This is a genomic window from Streptomyces sp. NPDC007084, assembly GCF_040703595.1.
Taxonomy (GTDB): Bacteria; Actinomycetota; Actinomycetes; order Streptomycetales; family Streptomycetaceae; genus Streptomyces.
On the sequence record NZ_JBEYFY010000004.1, the window covers coordinates 1 to 17,062 of the forward strand.

Annotated in this window: 13 protein-coding genes and 1 riboswitch; of the genes, 8 read left to right on the forward strand and 5 right to left on the reverse strand. The window is 70.6% G+C overall.

Annotation, left to right across the window (positions count from 1 at the left end; genetic code table 11):
• Positions 1 to 223 precede the first annotated feature (223 nt).
• From AB0912_RS05065 to AB0912_RS05080, 4 genes are all read right to left on the reverse strand, one after another.
• Complete coding sequence (locus tag AB0912_RS05065) at positions 224 to 1,873, reverse strand: glycoside hydrolase family 3 N-terminal domain-containing protein (protein WP_366696554.1); 1,650 nt, start codon at positions 1,871 to 1,873, stop codon at positions 224 to 226.
• A gap of 8 nt (positions 1,874 to 1,881) precedes the next feature.
• A complete protein-coding gene (locus AB0912_RS05070) occupies positions 1,882 to 2,757 on the reverse strand; it encodes a carbohydrate ABC transporter permease (protein WP_366696555.1) in 876 nt (291 codons plus the stop codon).
• A complete protein-coding gene (locus AB0912_RS05075; RefSeq protein WP_366696556.1) occupies positions 2,754 to 3,743 on the reverse strand; it encodes a sugar ABC transporter permease in 990 nt (329 codons plus the stop codon). The genes AB0912_RS05070 and AB0912_RS05075 overlap by 4 nt, the downstream gene beginning before the upstream one ends.
• 141 nt (positions 3,744 to 3,884) lie before the next feature.
• Positions 3,885 to 5,171: an extracellular solute-binding protein gene (locus AB0912_RS05080; protein ID WP_366696557.1), complete on the reverse strand. Its 1,287-nt coding sequence runs from the start codon at positions 5,169 to 5,171 to the stop codon at positions 3,885 to 3,887.
• A 390-nt stretch (positions 5,172 to 5,561) separates the two neighbouring features.
• On the opposite strand from AB0912_RS05080, the gene AB0912_RS05085 reads away from it, so the two are divergent.
• The 7 genes from AB0912_RS05085 to AB0912_RS05115 all read left to right on the forward strand — a co-directional run bounded on the left by AB0912_RS05085 (position 5,562) and on the right by AB0912_RS05115 (position 15,795).
• A complete protein-coding gene (locus tag AB0912_RS05085; RefSeq protein ID WP_081219342.1) occupies positions 5,562 to 6,326 on the forward strand; it encodes a GntR family transcriptional regulator in 765 nt (254 codons plus the stop codon).
• Between the two features lie 195 nt (positions 6,327 to 6,521).
• On the forward strand, positions 6,522 to 6,788 hold the full coding sequence (locus AB0912_RS05090; protein ID WP_366696558.1) for a DUF3311 domain-containing protein: 267 nt from the start codon (positions 6,522 to 6,524) through the stop codon (positions 6,786 to 6,788).
• Positions 6,785 to 8,395, forward strand: a complete 1,611-nt coding sequence (gene mctP, locus AB0912_RS05095) for a monocarboxylate uptake permease MctP (protein WP_366696559.1) — start codon at positions 6,785 to 6,787, stop codon at positions 8,393 to 8,395. Before AB0912_RS05090 ends, mctP begins: the two co-directional genes overlap by 4 nt.
• Before the next feature lie 346 nt (positions 8,396 to 8,741).
• Positions 8,742 to 8,928: riboswitch (cobalamin riboswitch) on the forward strand.
• Between the two features lie 134 nt (positions 8,929 to 9,062).
• Complete coding sequence (locus AB0912_RS05100; protein WP_366696560.1) at positions 9,063 to 11,444, forward strand: ribonucleoside-diphosphate reductase subunit alpha; 2,382 nt, start codon at positions 9,063 to 9,065, stop codon at positions 11,442 to 11,444.
• Positions 11,444 to 12,478: a ribonucleotide-diphosphate reductase subunit beta gene (locus AB0912_RS05105; protein ID WP_366696561.1), complete on the forward strand. Its 1,035-nt coding sequence runs from the start codon at positions 11,444 to 11,446 to the stop codon at positions 12,476 to 12,478. The genes AB0912_RS05100 and AB0912_RS05105 overlap by 1 nt, the downstream gene beginning before the upstream one ends.
• A gap of 505 nt (positions 12,479 to 12,983) precedes the next feature.
• Entirely contained in the window at positions 12,984 to 15,074 is a 2,091-nt protein-coding gene (locus tag AB0912_RS05110) for a putative Ig domain-containing protein (RefSeq protein WP_366696562.1), read from the forward strand.
• A 169-nt stretch (positions 15,075 to 15,243) separates the two neighbouring features.
• A complete protein-coding gene (locus AB0912_RS05115) occupies positions 15,244 to 15,795 on the forward strand; it encodes a hypothetical protein (RefSeq protein WP_366696563.1) in 552 nt (183 codons plus the stop codon).
• Here AB0912_RS05115 and AB0912_RS05120 read toward each other — a convergent pair.
• Positions 15,756 to 15,959, reverse strand: a complete 204-nt coding sequence (locus tag AB0912_RS05120; protein ID WP_366696564.1) for a hypothetical protein — start codon at positions 15,957 to 15,959, stop codon at positions 15,756 to 15,758. The genes AB0912_RS05115 and AB0912_RS05120 overlap by 40 nt on opposite strands.
• Before the next feature lie 94 nt (positions 15,960 to 16,053).
• On the opposite strand from AB0912_RS05120, the gene AB0912_RS05125 reads away from it, so the two are divergent.
• Positions 16,054 to 17,019 (forward strand): helix-turn-helix domain-containing protein, encoded by a 966-nt coding sequence (locus AB0912_RS05125; RefSeq protein WP_366696565.1) that lies wholly within the window; start codon positions 16,054 to 16,056, stop codon positions 17,017 to 17,019.
• Positions 17,020 to 17,062: the final 43 nt, after the last annotated feature.

Below are 17,062 nucleotides of genomic sequence, written 5' to 3' on the forward strand. Positions count from 1 at the left end.
CAGCAACGGCCCGATCACCGCCCAAGCCTGATCAGTCACTTCATGACGACGCACCACGAACGGACCAACGACCCACCGACATTGCGGACACGCCCTAGAGCCTGCCGCTCCGCCGCACGTCATGCCGGTGCCCGGTCTCCCCAGGGGAGGCCGGGCACCGGCATGTCCGGGCCCGAGGGGGTGTCCGCGACTGCGCGCGCGGCTGCCCCCTCGGGCTGGTTCCCTACTCCCCCTGCTCCCCCTGCTCCCCCTGCTCCCCCTGCTCCCCCTGCTCCCCCGCGATGATCTCGGCCGCCGCCTGGCCGCAGACCCGGGCGGCGCCGTGGGTGGCGATGTGCAGGGCGCCCCGGGGGGCCGACTGGGGGACGCCCATCTCGACGACAACGGTGTCCGGGCGCGCGGCGAGGAGGGTGTCGAGGGCGTCCGCCATCCAGGGGTGGCGGTGTTCGTCCCGGACCACGGCGACGACCGGGCGCTTGCCGGCGGCGGCGAGGGCGGCGGTGCCCGCGTCCTCGCCGGTGAAGCTGCCGGTCTCGGTGCCGGGGAGCAGCCGGGCCAGTTCGGCGGCCACGCCCCAGGGGGTCTCGTCACCGACCGCGATGTTCGCGACCGGGGTGAGCGCGGCGACGTAGGGGGCCTCGGTGAACGGGGTGAGGGCCCCGGAGCGGGTCACGGTGAGCGCGCGCCGGGCGGCGACCAGACCGACGTCCCGGCCGAGGTCCAGCCCGGTGTCCGCCGCGCCGTCGGAGCCGGCCGGGGCGTGCCCGGAGCCCGTACGGAGCGTGACGGCCGGCGCTCCCGCACCGTTCGAGGCGTTCGAACCGTTTGAGCCATTCGAGGCGGGCCGGGAGACGGCGGCGGCAGCGGCGGTCCACTCGGCGAGGGCCCGCACCCGGTCGGCCGCGTCCGCGAGCCGTTCCTCGGCGAGGTCGCCGGAGCGGACGGCGGAGACGAGGGCGTCCCGCAGCCGGCGCACGGTGTCGTCGTCCGCGAGTCCGCCGCCGACGCAGATGGCGTCGGCGCCGGCCGCGATGGCGAGCACACTGCCCCGCTCGATCCCGTAGGTCGCGGCGATGGCCTGCATCTCCATGCCGTCGGTGACGATGAGGCCCTGGTAGCCGAGTTCCTCGCGCAGCAGCCCGGTGAGGATGCGGCGGGAGAGGGTGGCCGGGCGCTCGGGGTCGAGGGCCGGGACGAGGATGTGCGCGCTCATCACGGCCCGGCTGCCCGCGGCGATCGCGGCCCGGAAGGGGGCGAGTTCGCGGGACTGGAGGACCGCGAGGTCGGCGTCGATGCGGGGCAGCGCGTGGTGGGAGTCGACCGCGGTGTCGCCGTGGCCGGGGAAGTGCTTGGTGCAGGCGGCGACGCCGGCGGCCTGGAGGCCGGTGACGTAGGCGGCGGTGTGCCGGGCCACCAGGCCGGTGTCGGCGCCGAAGGACCGCACGCCGATGACCGGGTTGGAGGGGTTGGAGTTCACGTCGGCGGACGGCGCCCAGTTGAGGTTCACCCCGCACGCGGCCAGCCTGCGGCCGAGTTCGAGGGCGACGGCCTCGGTGAGGGCCACGTCGTCGACGGCGCCCAGCGCGTGGTTGCCGGGGAAGGAGGAGCCGGTGCGCACCTCCAGGCGGGTGACGTCGCCGCCCTCCTCGTCGATGGCGACCAGGACGTCGTCGCGTTCGGCGCGCAACTGGGCGGTCAGGGCGGCCAGTTGCTCGGGGGTGGCGATGTTGCGGCCGAACAGGCCGACGGAGGCGAGGCCCTCACCGAGGCGGCGGAGCAGCCAGTCCGGAGCCGTGGTTCCGGTGAAACCGGGCTGGAGGACGGTGAGGGCGTCGCGCGTCAGGGTGTCTGTACCGCTGGCGAATGTCGTCACGGGTGGCGTTATCCCTTCACGGCGCCCGCGGTCAGACCCGCGGCCATCTTCCGCTGGACGAGGAGGAACAGGACGACGATCGGCACGGCCATCATCGTGGAACCGGCCATCATCGGGGCGTACTCGGTGCCGTGCTTGGTGGTGAAGTTACCGAGCCAGACGGTCGCGGTCTGGTTCTTCTGGCTCATCAGCATCAGGGCGTAGAGGTATTCGTTCCAGGCCTGGATGAACGCGTAGACGGAGGTGGCCACCATGCCCGGGGCCAGCAGCGGGAAGACCACGCGGATGAAGGCGCCGGTGCGGCTGCACCCGTCGACCATGGCGGCCTCCTCCAGCTCCTTGGGGATGTTGACGATGAAGCCACGCAGCGTCCACACCGTGAAGGGGAGGATGAAGGTCAGGTAGGTGACGATCAGGCCGGTGAGCTTGTCGTACTGGTCCAGGTCGTTCAGCAGCAGGAAGACCGGGATGATCATGGCGACCAGCGGGATCATCTGGACCGCGAGGATGCCCACGATGACGATCTTGCGGCCGCGGAAGGCGAAGCGGGAGATGGCCAGCGCGGCCAGCATGCCGACGATGATGCCGATGACGACCACCGAGACGGACACGACGAGGCTGCGGCCGACCGGGCCCCAGAAGTCGGCAATGTCCAGCGCGCGGCGGAAGTTGTCGAGCGTGAGGCCGGTGGGGAACAGGCTGGGGTCGGGGTCGATGGCGTCCTTGGCCGGCTTGAAGGCCGTGTTGAACATCCAGTAGACCGGGAAGCCCGCGGTGAGGAAGACGAGCAGGCCGACCACGTTCCAGCCGAGCTTGGACTTGCGGGGTCCGGAGGACTTCCGCCCCGCGGCGGACGCCCGCCCGGGCGTGGCGACGGCGCTCATTCGACCTCTCCGATCTTCAGCATCTGGCGCATGTACACGGCGACCACGCCCAGCATGAGCAGCACGGTCAGCAGGGCGATCGCGGAGCCCTGCGCGTAGTCGTTGACGACGAAGGCGCGGTCGTAGGAGTACGTGGTGAGGAGCTGGAACTCGTCCTCGGGGTGGCCGCCGCGCATCACGAAGACCTGCGGGAAGACACCCATGTCCCAGATGACCGAGAGGGTCGTGAGCATCACGATGATCGGCTTGAGGATCGGCAGCGTGACGTAGCGGAAGACGCCCCAGGAGCCGGCGCCGTCGAGCCGTGCGGCCTCCTCCAGCTCGGCGGGGACCTGGGTGAGTCCGGCGCTGAGGGTGATGACGACGAACGGCACGGCGCCCCAGACGACCAGGAGCATGATCACGGCCAGGCCCTGGGGGCCGCTGGCGAACCAGTTGTGGCCGACCATGTCGACGCCCGGCAGCTTGCTGAGCAGCGCGTTGAAGATGCCGTAGTCGGAGTCGAAGAGCCACTTGAAGACGGTGGTGGCGACGATGATGGGCATGCCCCAACTGGCCACCAGCACGATGTTGATGAGGGTCTTGACCCAGCCGGAGACCCGCTGGAGGAGCAGCGCGATCAGCATGCCGACGACCATCGTGAAGATGACGGAGCCGGCCGCGAAGACGATCGTGCGGACCACGACGGCCCAGAACTCGCCGTCCCCGAGCACGTTGGTGAAGTTGTCGAAGCCGACGGACTCGGCCGGCTGGAAGCCCCAGAGCTGGGACTGCCCGAACTTCTGGAAGGAGAGCGTGACCAGGCGGACCAGCGGGTAGCCGAGGACCAGCGCGAGGATCAGCAGACAGGGGGCGAGCAGCGCCCAGGGGGTGGCCGCGGAGCCCGAGGTCCGTCGCTTGCGCGGAGTCCTGGGGGCGGCCGGTGGCGGTGGCGCCAGCCGCGGCGGCGGCACCTTGGCGGGGGTGGTGGTGTCTGCGGCACTCATCGCGCGCTCCTCAGCGGTCCCTCAGGTCGTACGGAAGCGAAGGCCCGCACGGCCGGGCGGGACGTGCCCGCGGGCCTGGCCGTACGGCAGGCAGGGCCCCGCCCCTCCGTGACGGAGGACCGACGGGGCCCTGCTCTCAGGTCACTTGGTGTTGATGACCTTGTCGATCTTGGCGTCCGCGTCCTTCGCGGCGTCCTCGACCGACTTCTTGCCGGTGCCGATGCTCTGCAGCATGGTCTGGAGGACCTGGGCCTTCTCGACCTGGCCCCAGCCCGGCGCCATCGGGACGAACCAGTTGGACTCGGCCGCGGTGGCCGGGACGGCCGTCGCCGGGTCGTTCTTCAGGGTGGCGAGGTCCGTCTTGTTGTTCGGCAGGTTGCCCTTGCCCATCAGGCCCTTCTGGCCCTTGGGTCCGGTGAACGCGTTGATCCACTCGGCGGCCACGCCCTGCGCCTTCGACTTCACCGGGACGGCGAGGTCGGAGCCGCCCAGGAAGACGGGGAGGTTCTTGCCGGACGGGCCGGGCATCACGAAGTTCTCGAGGTTGCCCTTGAGCTTGCCGGTCTTGTCGCTCTTCGGGTCCTCGGCGGTCGCGCCCTCCCAGGCGGCACCGAAGATCATGCCGGACTTGCCCTGGCCGTAGACGATGTAACGGTCGGACTCGTCCTTGGTCTTGTCGCCGTGCATGTACTTGTCGACGACGTTCTTGAACTCGGTGAGGCCCTTGATCGACTCGGGCGAGGAGAGGTTGGCCTTCCACTGGCCGCCCTCCTCCTTCGCGATGGAGCCGCCGGCGTCGTAGACGAAGGACATGGCCGCGTACCAGTCACGGGTGGGCTGGTACCAGGCGCTGAACTTGGAGCCCTCCTTCTTCTGGATCTTGTCCAGGTCGGAGGTGAGTTCGGCGTAGGTCTTCGGCGGGGTCTTCACGCCGACCGAGGCGGCGATGTCCTTGCGCCAGTTGCCGACGCGGCCACCGGCGTAGTACGGCACGCCGTAGGTCTTGCCGTCGTAGGTCACGGAGGCCTTGAGGCCGTCCAGCCAGGCGTCCGCGTTGTCGAACTTCGACGTGTCCAGGGGAGCGAAGGCGCCCTTGACCATGTAGCCGAGCATCTCGGTGTTGCCCATCTCGACCACGTCGGGCGCCTTGTCGGTGGCGAGGACGGCGTCGAGCTTGGCGTTCTTGTCCGGCCAGCCGTAGTACTCGTGGTTGATCTTGATGCCGGGGTGCTTCGCCTTGACGGCCGCGTCGGCCGCCTTGACCAGCTCGGGCCAGTTGTTCTGCGCGTCGACCGTGAGCCAGACCGTCAGGGATTTCGCGTCCCCGGCCTTGTCCGACCCCCCGGACTTGTCGTCACTGTCCCCGCACGCCGCGATGGAGAACATCATGCCCGCGATACCGATCGCGGCTATCAGCTTGCGCTTCACGCCACCCTCCTCAGGGATGCCACAAACCCCCCTGCTCCCCGCGGTGACATACGACGTGTGACCGCCCGTGGGGCCGGGACTGGACCAATGGTGTAGACCAGTAGGGGGAGCTTGGCCTAGACCTAGAGGGGTGTCAAGGGTGTGTAAGCCCGTCCTCTCGTCCGTTATGGGACCTACATATGCAAGGACCTTTAAGTAGCCAAGCGGCATAAATAGCGGGGGTGTTAGACCACACCGGCACGATGGACTAGACCAACAGGAACGGCAACGGTATATAGAGGGGATCACGGAGCGTGCGGGGGGACACTCGCACCACGAGCCGTGCCACGATGTGAGCCGTGACCGACGGAACGTCGGTCGCTTCGGCATCCGGAGCCGGGAAGGCGGAGCATGAGCACCGACGTCAGCAGTGCGGAGAACGAGGGTGGGGCGCCCATCCGTACCGCGCGCGTGCCCAAGTACTACCGGCTCAAGAAGCACCTGCTCGACATGACGGAGACGCTGCCGCCCGGCACACCGGTCCCGCCCGAGCGCACGCTCGCCGCCGAGTTCGACACCTCGCGCACCACCGTGCGCCAGGCGCTGCAGGAACTGGTCGTCGAGGGCCGCCTCGAACGCATCCAGGGCAAGGGCACCTTCGTGGCCAAGCCCAAGGTCTCCCAGGCGCTCCAACTCACCTCGTACACCGAGGACATGCGCGCGCAGGGCCTCGAACCCACCTCGCAGCTCCTGGACATCGGCTACATCACCGCGGACGACGCGCTCGCCGGGCTGCTCGACATCTCGGCCGGCGGCCGGGTGCTGCGCATCGAGCGGCTGCGCCTGGCGAGCGGCGAGCCGATGGCGATCGAGACGACCCACCTGTCCGCCAAGCGCTTCCCTGCCCTGCGCCGCTCGCTCGTCAAGTACACCTCTCTCTACACCGCGCTCGCCGAGGTGTACGACGTCCATCTCGCCGAGGCCGAGGAGACCATCGAGACCTCGCTGGCCACCCCGCGCGAGGCCGGGCTGCTCGGCACCGACGTGGGGCTGCCCATGCTGATGCTCTCCCGGCACTCGCTGGACAAGCTGGGTGAACCGGTGGAGTGGGTGCGGTCGGTGTACCGCGGCGACCGCTACAAGTTCGTCGCCCGTCTCAAGCGCCCGACGGACTGAGGGAGTTCGGGCACCCCGCCCGGCACCCCGGCGCCGTACGCCCCGACCGCGGCCCCGCGGCGGCCTCAAGGGCCTCGCCCGCACGCACACCAAGCCTCCACACCGGCGCCGCGACCAGGGGTTCCCTAAAGCTGAGCCGTCGCCTAGATTGCCTGCGCGTTACACAGGTGATCGCGAGGGGACGGAGCCGCCGTTATGTCAGACCTGCCCGAAGTGAAACCACCGGTGGTGACACCGGTCCGCGTGGTGATCGCGCTCTGCCTGCTCGCCCCCTTCGTGGCGATGCTGTGGGTCGGCTCCTACGCCAAGACGGACCCCACCTTCATCGGCATCCCCTTCTTCTACTGGTACCAGATGCTGTGGGTGCTGCTCTCCACCGCGCTGACGGTGACCGCGCACCAGCTCTGGCGGCGTGACCAGCGGACCCGCGCGGCCAAGGCCAAGGGAGGTGCCGGAGCATGAACGACGGTGTGAACGGCGTCGCCCTCGGCGTCTTCGTCTTCTTCTTCGTGGCCGTCACGGTCATGGGATTCCTGGCCGCCCGCTGGCGCAGGGCCGACAACGAGCACAGCCTCGACGAATGGGGCCTGGGCGGACGGTCGTTCGGGACCTGGGTCACCTGGTTCCTGCTCGGCGGCGACCTCTACACGGCGTACACCTTCGTCGCCGTCCCCGCGGCGATCTACGCGGCGGGCGCGGCCGGCTTCTTCGCCGTGCCGTACACGATCCTGGTGTACCCGCTGATCTTCACCTTCCTGCCCCGCCTCTGGTCGGTCTCGCACAAGCACGGCTATGTGACGACCTCGGACTTCGTGCGCGGCCGGTTCGGCTCCAAGAGCCTGTCGCTGGCGGTCGCCGTCACCGGCATCCTCGCGACCATGCCGTACATCGCGCTCCAGCTCGTCGGCATCCAGGCCGTCCTGGACGTGATGGGGGTGGGCGGCGGCGAGAACACCAACTGGTTCGTCAAGGACCTGCCGCTGCTCATCGCCTTCGGTGTGCTGGCCGCGTACACCTACTCCTCGGGGCTGCGGGCCCCGGCGCTGATCGCGTTCGTGAAGGACACCCTGATCTACATCGTGATCGCGGTGGCCATCATCTACATCCCGATCAAGCTCGGCGGCTTCGACGAGATCTTCAAGGCGGCGGGCGACAAGTACACGGCGGCCGGGGCCGGCGGGGTCGTGCCGCCCGCGGCGGGCCAGTGGACCTACGCCACGCTCGCGCTGGGTTCGGCGCTCGCCCTGTTCATGTATCCGCACTCCATCACCGCGACGCTGTCCAGCCGCAGCCGCGAGGTGATCCGCCGCAACACGACGATCCTGCCCCTCTACTCGCTGATGCTGGGCCTGCTCGCCCTGCTCGGGTTCATGGCCATCGCGGCCGGCGTGAAGGTGCAGAACGGGCAGCTCGCCATCCCGCAGCTCTTCGAGAACATGTTCCCGGACTGGTTCGCGGGCGTGGCCTTCGCCGCCATCGGCATCGGGGCGCTCGTCCCGGCGGCCATCATGTCGATCGCCGCCGCGAACCTCTTCACCCGCAACATCTACAAGGACTTCATCAAGCCGGACGCGACCCCGAAGCAGGAGACCCGCGTCTCCAAGATCGTCTCGCTGCTGGTGAAGGTGGGCGCGCTGGTCTTCGTCCTGACGATGGACAAGACGGTCGCGATCAACTTCCAGCTGCTGGGCGGCATCTGGATTCTCCAGACCTTCCCGGCGCTGGTCGGCGGCCTGTTCACCCGCTGGTTCCACCGCTGGGCGCTGCTCGCGGGCTGGGCGGTCGGCATGGTCTACGGCACGCTCGCCGCCTACGGGGTGGCCTCGCCGACCCAGAAGCACTTCGGCGGCAGCTCGAAGGAGATCCCGGGCATCGGCGAGATCGGCTACATCGGCCTGACCGCGTTCGTCCTGAACGTGGTCGTCTCCGTCGTCCTCACCTTCGCCCTGCGCGCGTTCAAGGCCCCCGACGGCATCGACGAGACCTCGCCCGAGGACTACACCGCCGACGCGGGCGACCCCGGCGTCCAGGTGGAGCTTCCGCCGGCCACGGCGGGCGCCGGCCACTAGGGGAAACGCCTGCCCCTGCGAGAGGGCGCCCGCCTCACCGGGAGGGCGCCTCACCAGGAGGGCGCCCTGTCTCACCGGGAGGGGGATCGCCCCACCGAGAGAGGGGCAGGGCAAGGCAGCCGAGGACGGGCCGCCGGTCGCGAACCGGCGGCCCGTCGCCGTGCCCGTCCGGGGCCCTCCCCGCCCCCGGCTACTCCCCGCCCGGCCCCTCTCCCCGGCCAGTCCCCCTCGCCCCGGCCAGTCCCTCCCCCGCCGCGTCCGGGCCCCGTTCGGCGGCCGGGCCACATCCGGCCGCTCACCTACGAGTTGACCCCCCGGCACACTCCGTAGCGCTCTCCGGCACCGACACGACACAACATGTGGGGGTGCTCCCTGGGCCCGGCACAAGATGTATGCTCATGCTCGCTGTCGCCGCAGGGGAATCCGGTGCGAATCCGGAACTGTCCCGCAACGGTGTACTTGTGCGTGTTCGCGTATTGGGCGTGCCCGCGTACGTGTCAGTCCGAGGACCTGCCGACAGCGCACCCCGGCCACCCGGCCCGGGTGCCGACGACGTCCGGGCCTCGCGGAATGGGCCGGTGGACGCGGTGCGCTGGCTGCCCAGAAGCGTTTCCGTGTGCCCCCGTGCTCCCCGAAAGGCCCCGTGCCGAGCGAGGGAGAGCCCCACGTGACCATCGCGCCAGCAGATCCGGCTTCAGTGACCGAGCACCAGGCCCCGGTGGAGACCGACGGCCCCGGAGCCGCGCTGCTGCGGACCCTGACCGACCTCACCGCCGACCTCCCCGACGCCGACCCCGGCCGGGTCGCCGCCGCGGCGCTGCGCGGCCGGTCCGCCCGCGCCGACGAGGCCGAGCTGCGCGAACTGGCCACGGAGGCGGCGGCCGGACTCATCTCCGAGGACCCCGTCTACTCCCGGCTGGCCGCCCGGCTACTCACCATCAGCATCGCCGCGGAGGCCGCCTCCCAGGGCGTGACGACCTTCTCCGAGTCGGTCGCCGTCGGCCACCGCGAGGGCCTGATCGCCGACCGCACCGCCGAGTTCGTCCGGCTGCACACCGCCCGGCTCGACGCGCTGATCGACCCGGCCGGCGACGACCGCTTCGGCTACTTCGGCCTGCGGACGCTGCACAGCCGTTACCTGCTGCGCCACCCCATCACCCGCAAGGTCGTCGAGACGCCCCAGCACTTCATGCTGCGGGTCGCCTCCGGCCTCGCCGAGGACGACACGGTCCACGCCGTGGACGAAGTCTCCGCGCTCTACGGGCTCATGAGCCGGCTCGACTACCTCCCGTCCTCCCCCACGCTCTTCAACTCCGGTACGCGGCACCCCCAGATGTCGTCCTGCTACCTCCTCGACTCCCCGCTGGACGAGCTGGACTCCATCTACGACCGCTACCACCAGGTCGCCCGGCTGTCGAAGCACGCCGGCGGCATCGGTCTCTCGTACTCCCGCATCCGTTCGCGCGGTTCGCTGATCCGCGGCACCAACGGCCACTCCAACGGCATCGTCCCGTTCCTCAAGACGCTCGACGCCTCGGTCGCCGCGGTGAACCAGGGCGGCCGGCGCAAGGGCGCGGCGGCGGTGTACCTGGAGACCTGGCACTCCGACATCGAGGAGTTTCTGGAGCTGCGCGACAACACCGGTGAGGACGCCCGGCGTACGCACAACCTGAACCTCGCGCACTGGATTCCGGACGAGTTCATGCGCCGGGTGAACGAGGACGGCGTGTGGTCGCTGTTCTCCCCGGCGGACGTGCCCGAGCTGGTCGACCTGTGGGGCGACGAGTTCGACGCCGCGTACCGCAAGGCCGAGGAAGCGGGCCTCGCCAAGAAGACCATCCCGGCCCGCGATCTGTACGGCCGCATGATGCGCACCCTCGCGCAGACCGGCAACGGCTGGATGACCTTCAAGGACGCCGCCAACCGCACCGCCAACCAGACGGCGGAGCCCGGCCACACCGTCCACTCCTCGAACCTGTGCACCGAGATCCTGGAGGTCACGGACGACGGGGAGACCGCGGTCTGCAACCTGGGCTCGGTCAACCTCGGCGCGTTCGTCGTCGGCGACGACATCGACTGGGAGCGGCTCGACGAGACCGTCCGCACCGCGGTCACCTTCCTCGACCGCGTGGTGGACATCAACTTCTACCCGACCGAGCAGGCCGGGCGCTCCAACTCCCGCTGGCGGCCGGTCGGTCTGGGCGCGATGGGCCTCCAGGACGTCTTCTTCAAGATGCGGCTGCCCTTCGACTCGCCGCAGGCGCGCGCCCTGTCCACCCGGATCGCCGAGCGCATCATGCTCGCCGCGTACGAGGCCTCCGCGGACCTCGCCGAGCGCAACGGCCCGCTCCCGGCCTGGGAGAAGACCCGTACCGCCCGGGGCGTGCTGCACCCCGACCACTACGACGTCGAGCTGAACTGGCCGGAGCGCTGGGAGGCGCTGCGCGGGCGGATCGCCGAGGTCGGCATGCGCAACTCGCTGCTCCTGGCCATCGCGCCGACCGCCACCATCGCCTCCATCGCGGGCGTCTACGAGTGCATCGAGCCGCAGGTGTCGAACCTGTTCAAGCGCGAGACGCTCTCCGGCGAGTTCCTCCAGGTCAACTCCTACCTGGTGGCCGAGCTGAAGAAGCTCGGCGTGTGGGACGCGCAGACCCGTGAGGCGCTGCGCGAGTCCAGCGGCTCGGTGCAGGGCTTCACCTGGGTGCCGCAGGACGTGCGCGACCTGTACCGCACGGCGTGGGAGATCCCGCAGCGCGGTCTGATCGACATGGCCGCCGCGCGGACCCCGTTCCTGGACCAGGCGCAGTCGCTGAACCTGTTCCTGGAGACGCCGACCATCGGCAAGCTGTCCTCGATGTACTCGTACGCCTGGAAGTCGGGCCTGAAGACGACGTACTACCTGCGGTCCCGTCCGGCGACGCGGATCGCCCGCGCGGCGCAGGCGCAGGCACAGCCCGAGAAGACCATCCCCGTCCAGCAGGCCGCCGACCCCGACGCCGTCGCCTGCTCCCTGGAAAACCCCGAGTCCTGCGAGGCCTGCCAGTAATGACCGACACCACCACCGAGAAGGCCGTGTCCGAGAAAAACCTGCTCGACCCGGGCTTCGAACTGACTCTCCGTCCCATGCGCTACCCGGACTTCTACGAGCGCTACCGGGACGCGATCAAGAACACCTGGACCGTCGAGGAGGTCGACCTCCACTCGGACGTCGCCGACCTCGCGAAGCTGACGCCGGGTGAGCAGCACATGATCGGCCGGCTGGTCGCGTTCTTCGCGACGGGCGACTCGATCGTGGCGAACAACCTCGTGCTGACGCTGTACAAGCACATCAACTCCCCCGAGGCGCGGCTCTACCTGAGCCGTCAGCTCTTCGAGGAGGCCGTGCACGTCCAGTTCTATCTGACGCTGCTCGACACGTATCTGCCCGACCCGGACGACCGCGCGGCGGCCTTCGACGCGGTGGAGAACATCCCCTCCATCCGCGAGAAGGCGCAGTTCTGCTTCAAGTGGATGGACTCGGTCGAGAAGCTGGACCGACTGGAGACCAAGGCCGACCGGCGCCGCTTCCTGCTGAACCTGATCTGCTTCGCCGCGTGCATCGAGGGCCTCTTCTTCTACGGTGCCTTCGCGTACGTCTACTGGTTCCGCAGCCGGGGTCTGCTGCACGGCCTGGCGACCGGCACCAACTGGGTGTTCCGCGACGAGACGATGCACATGAGCTTCGCCTTCGACGTGGTCGACACCGTCCGCAAGGAGGAGCCGGACCTCTTCGACGACAAGCTCCAGGAGCAGGTCACCGACATGCTGCGGGAGGCCGTCGAGGCCGAGCTGCAGTTCGGCCGGGACCTGTGCGGCGAGGGCCTGCCGGGCATGAACACCGACTCGATGCGGCAGTACCTGGAGTGCGTCGCCGACCAGCGCCTACAGCGGCTGGGCTTCGCTCCGGTGTACGGCTCGGAGAACCCCTTCTCCTTCATGGAGTTGCAGGGTGTCCAGGAGCTGACGAACTTCTTCGAGCGCCGTCCGTCGGCGTACCAGGTGGCGGTCGAGGGTTCGGTCGACCTGGACGAGGACTTCTGACCGGTCGTCAACGCCCCTTCTACCGAACGACCGTTACCCCTTGTTGACTGACCGTCAGCGATGAGAGCCGGGCCGCCCACGCGGCCCGGCTCTCGCCATGTGCCGCCCCGGCTCCCGCCATGCGCCGCCCCGGCTCTCGCCGCGTGCCGCCCCGCTTTCGTCACGCGTCGGCCCGAATTTCGTCACGTGCTGCCCCGCGCCGGTTATCCCCCGTCCCATCCCCGTCCATGGAGCGGCAAAGTTCTGCCGGCACGGGTGTTCGCAGGTCGTCGCGCCCGGCTACGTTCTGGCCGTCCCGCCGTGTCTCCCCACAGGGGCACGACAGGACGACTGAATTGGCATGCCCATGACGTTTTACGGGCCGTCTCTCCACGGCCCGCGCTACGCGCGTCACGGGCCCGCCCCTTCAGAGCGCCGAGAACCCCCACTTCCGGCTGTGGCGCCGCGCGGGGCCCCACCCGGGCCCACCCGGCAGCGGCCATGAACCGATGGAGGCGACACCCCCATGCGCTCCCAGCGCCCGATACCCTCCGGCAGACCCGTCCGGAGCCTGCGCAGACTCCTCACCACCGCGCTCCCCGCCCTCGCCCTCGGCCTCGCCGGGTTCGCGGCGGCGCCGCCCGCCGACGCGCGGCCCGCCCCGGCCCCCCACGTCTCCCGCACCACCCAGAACTCCCGGGCCCTGACCGACCCCGCCCGGCAGACGGTCCACGCGACCGGCAAGGCCGGCCAGAAGGTCGCGACCAAGCACCTGTGCGCGCGAGCGGCCCGGCCCGGCACGATGTCCTGCTTCGCGCAGCGCAGGACCGACATCGCGCAGCAGCTCGCCGCCGCCGTCTCCCCGGACGCGACCGCCGCGGTGTCCGGCCTGAGCCCGGCCAACCTGCACAGCGCCTACAACCTGCCCTCGACCGGCGGCTCCGGTCTGACCGTCGCGGTCGTCGACGCGTACAACGACCCCAACGCCGCCGCCGACCTGGCCACCTACCGCTCGCAGTTCGGCCTGTCCGCCTGCACGAAGGCCAACGGCTGCTTCAAGCAGGTCAGTCAGACCGGCTCGACCACCTCGCTGCCGTCGAACAACACCGGCTGGGCGGGTGAGGAGGCGCTCGACATCGACATGGTCAGCGCCGTCTGCCCGAACTGCGACATCATCCTGGTCGAGGCGAACTCGGCGAACGACACCGACCTCGGAACGGCCGAGAACGAAGCGGTCGCGCTCGGCGCCAAGTTCGTCTCCAACAGCTGGGGCGGCGACGAGGCCTCCTCGCAGACGAGCGAGGACACCGCGTACTTCAAGCACCCCGGCGTCGCGATCACCGTCTCCTCCGGCGACGAGGCCTACGGCGCCGAGTACCCGGCGACCTCCCAGTACGTGACCGCGGTCGGCGGCACCGCGCTGACCGCCTCCTCCGGCGCCCGCGGCTGGAGCGAGTCGGTCTGGAAGACCAACAGCACCGAGGGCACCGGCTCCGGCTGCTCCGCGTACGACCCCAAGCCGAGCTGGCAGACCGACACCGGCTGCTCGCGGCGCATGGAGTCCGACGTCTCCGCGGTCGCCGACCCCGCGACCGGCGTGGCCGTCTACGACACCTACGGCGGCTCCGGCTGGGCGGTCTACGGCGGCACCAGCGCCTCCGCGCCGATCATCGCCGGTGTCTACGCGCTGGCCGGCACCCCCGGCTCCGCCGACTACCCGGCGAAGTACCCCTACTCCCACACGTCGAGCCTCTACGACGTGACCAGCGGCAACAACGGCTCCTGCTCGCCGGCGTACTTCTGCACCGCCGGCACCGGCTACGACGGACCGACCGGCTGGGGCACCCCGAACGGCACGGCCGCCTTCACCCCGGGCACCGGCACGGGCAACACGGTGACCGTCACCAACCCGGGCAACCGGTCGACGGCGACGGGCGGTTCGGTGAGCCTTCAGATCGCGGCCGACGACAGCGCGGGCGCGGCCCTCACCTACAGCGCGACCGGGCTGCCCCCCGGGCTGTCGATCAACGCCTCGACCGGACTGATCTCCGGTACGGCGACGACCGCGGGCGGCTACGCGGTCACCGTCACCGCGAAGGACGCTACGGGCGCCTCCGGTTCGGCCTCGTTCACCTGGACCGTGAGCACCTCCGGCGGCGGCTCCTGCACCTCGGCGCAACTGCTCGGGAACCCCGGCTTCGAGTCGGGCAACACCGGCTGGACGGCGTCGAGCGGTGTCATCACGACCGACTCGGGTGAGGCGGCGCACGGCGGCTCCTACAAGGCCTGGCTGGACGGCTACGGCTCCGCCCACACCGACACGCTCTCCCAGTCGGTGACCGTCCCGGCCGGCTGCAAGGCCACGCTCACCTTCTACCTGCACGTCGACACGGCCGAGACGAGCACCAGTACGGCCTACGACAAGCTCACCGTCACCGCCGGCTCCACCACGCTGGCGACCTACTCCAACCTCAACAAGGCCACCGGCTACGCCCAGAAGACCTTCGACCTGTCCTCCTTCGCCGGTTCCACCGTCACGCTGAAGTTCAGCGGCGTCGAGGACTCCTCCCTCCAGACCAGCTTCGTCGTGGACGACACCGCCCTGACGACGAGCTGAGCGGGTATCGCCGGGACCCCCGGCCGCCACGGCGGCCGGGGGTCCCGGTACGCGTGCGGCGGGCGGGGTCCCGGTACGCGTGCGGCGGGCGGGGTTCCGGTGCGCGTGCGGCGTGCGGGATGGATCCTGATCCGCCGGTGGCGCGTCCAACCCGCAAGGAGGCCACCCCATGCGTCGAACGACCCCCACCAGGACCATCGCCCTCACGGCACTGACCCTGCTGCTCGCGGCCGGCTGCGGAACCCGGGGCGGGAGCGAGGCGGGCGGCAGCGGCACCGTGTCGCCGTCATCCGCTCCGCCGTCGTCCCCGTCCTCACCCGGGTCCGCGTCGCCGACCTCACCGAACTCGCCGCCCCCGCCGTCCCCTTCGGAGCCCTCGTCCCCGTCGTCCGGCCGGGACTGCCCGCCGGTGAAGGGGGAGCTGGGCGCGGCGGACACCGGGCACACCTACTGCCTGGCGGTCGGGGACACGGTCCGCGTCACCCTGGACGGCACCACACCCCGGCCCTGGAAGCCCGTGAAGAGCGCGGGCGGCGCTCTGGAGCCCGCCAACAGCGGGATCGTGCTCCAGCCGGGCGACGCGACCGCCGCCTACCGGGCGGTCGCGGCCGGCACGGTCGAGCTGACCTCGTCCCGGCCGATGTGCCCGAGCGATCCGGCCCGGATGTCCTGCAAGGGGCTTCAGGAGTGGACGGTCACGGTGGTGGTGCGGAAGGCCTGAGGCCGCGGTGGCCGGCCGGTGTCCTGGCGGGCACCGGCCGCCGCCCTGAGCTGGCGGTCCACCCGCCTCTCGCGGGCGAGCCCGACCAGGGACGGGAGCGCCACCAGCGCGAAGACCGCGAGGACGACGAGGATGCCGACGAAAGTGTCCACGAGTGCGTTCATGAACATCAGTGTCCCGTCGGTGACTCCTTACCGGCAGTGGCAGAACTGCCGCGCACCCTCGAATTGCTGCCACCGACGGTGCACACTGGGCGGCATGCTGAATAACGTGGCCGCCGTGCTCCTCGACGGCGTGCATCCCTTCGAACTCGGCGTGGTGTGCGAGGTGTTCGGCCTCGACCGCAGCGACGAGGGCCTGCCCGTCTACGAGTTCGCGGTCGTCTCCGCCGAGGGCCCCACCCTCGGCACCCACGTCCCCGGCTTCACCGTCTCCACCCCGTACGGGCTCGACCGGCTCGACGAGGCGGACCTCGTCGTCGTGCCCGCCGGGAACACCTTCGCCGTGCGCGGCTACCCGCCCGAGCTGCTCGTGGCGCTGCGCCGGGCGGTGGACCGCGGGTCCCGGGTGCTGAGCGTCTGCTCGGGCGTCTTCGCGCTCGGCGCGGCCGGGCTGCTCGACGGCCGGCGCTGCGCGGTGCACTGGCAGCACGCCGGCGAGCTGGCCCGGCAGTATCCCCGGGCGGTGGTCGAGCCGGACGTGCTGTACGTGGACGCGGACCCGGTGATCACCTCGGCCGGCACCGCGGCCGGGATCGACGCCTGTCTGCACATCGTCCGCAAGGAGCAGGGCACGGAGGTGGCCAACACCATCGCCCGGCGGATGGTGGTCCCGCCGCACCGGGACGGCGGCCAGGCCCAGTACATCGAGCACCCGCTGCCCCGCTCGCGGTGCGACACGGTCGGTGACGTGCTGGTGTGGATGCAGCGGCACCTCGACCGGGAGACGACCGTCGAACAGCTCGCCGCCCGTGCCCACATGGCGCCGCGCACCTTCGCGCGCCGCTTCCAGCAGGAGACCGGGACCACGCCCTACCGCTGGATCCTGGGCCAACGGGTGCTGCTGGCACAGCGGTTGCTGGAGTCCTCGGACGAGACGATGGACGCGATCGCGAGCCGTACGGGTTTCGGTACCGCCGCCGCGCTGCGCCACCAGTTCGTGCGGAGTCTGGGCACCACCCCGCAGGCGTACCGGCGCACGTTCAGGGGCCCTCGGGCGGCCTGAACGTGCGCCAGGTGGACGTGCGGGCGGGTGCGGTCCGGCCGGG

Bases quoted from the DNA above. Each gene is read 5' to 3' on its own strand.
- AB0912_RS05085 (WP_081219342.1), top strand. From the start codon at position 5,562: ATGAGCACCGACGTCAGCAGTGCGGAGAACGAGGGTGGGGCGCCCATC.
- AB0912_RS05075 (WP_366696556.1), bottom strand. From the start codon at position 3,743: ATGAGTGCCGCAGACACCACCACCCCCGCCAAGGTGCCGCCGCCGCGG.
- AB0912_RS05110 (WP_366696562.1), top strand. From the start codon at position 12,984: ATGCGCTCCCAGCGCCCGATACCCTCCGGCAGACCCGTCCGGAGCCTG.
- AB0912_RS05120 (WP_366696564.1), bottom strand. From the start codon at position 15,959: ATGAACGCACTCGTGGACACTTTCGTCGGCATCCTCGTCGTCCTCGCG.
- AB0912_RS05070 (WP_366696555.1), bottom strand. From the start codon at position 2,757: ATGAGCGCCGTCGCCACGCCCGGGCGGGCGTCCGCCGCGGGGCGGAAG.
- mctP (WP_366696559.1), top strand. From the start codon at position 6,785: ATGAACGACGGTGTGAACGGCGTCGCCCTCGGCGTCTTCGTCTTCTTC.
- AB0912_RS05105 (WP_366696561.1), top strand. From the start codon at position 11,444: ATGACCGACACCACCACCGAGAAGGCCGTGTCCGAGAAAAACCTGCTC.
- AB0912_RS05090 (WP_366696558.1), top strand. From the start codon at position 6,522: ATGTCAGACCTGCCCGAAGTGAAACCACCGGTGGTGACACCGGTCCGC.
- AB0912_RS05125 (WP_366696565.1), top strand. From the start codon at position 16,054: ATGCTGAATAACGTGGCCGCCGTGCTCCTCGACGGCGTGCATCCCTTC.
- AB0912_RS05115 (WP_366696563.1), top strand. From the start codon at position 15,244: ATGCGTCGAACGACCCCCACCAGGACCATCGCCCTCACGGCACTGACC.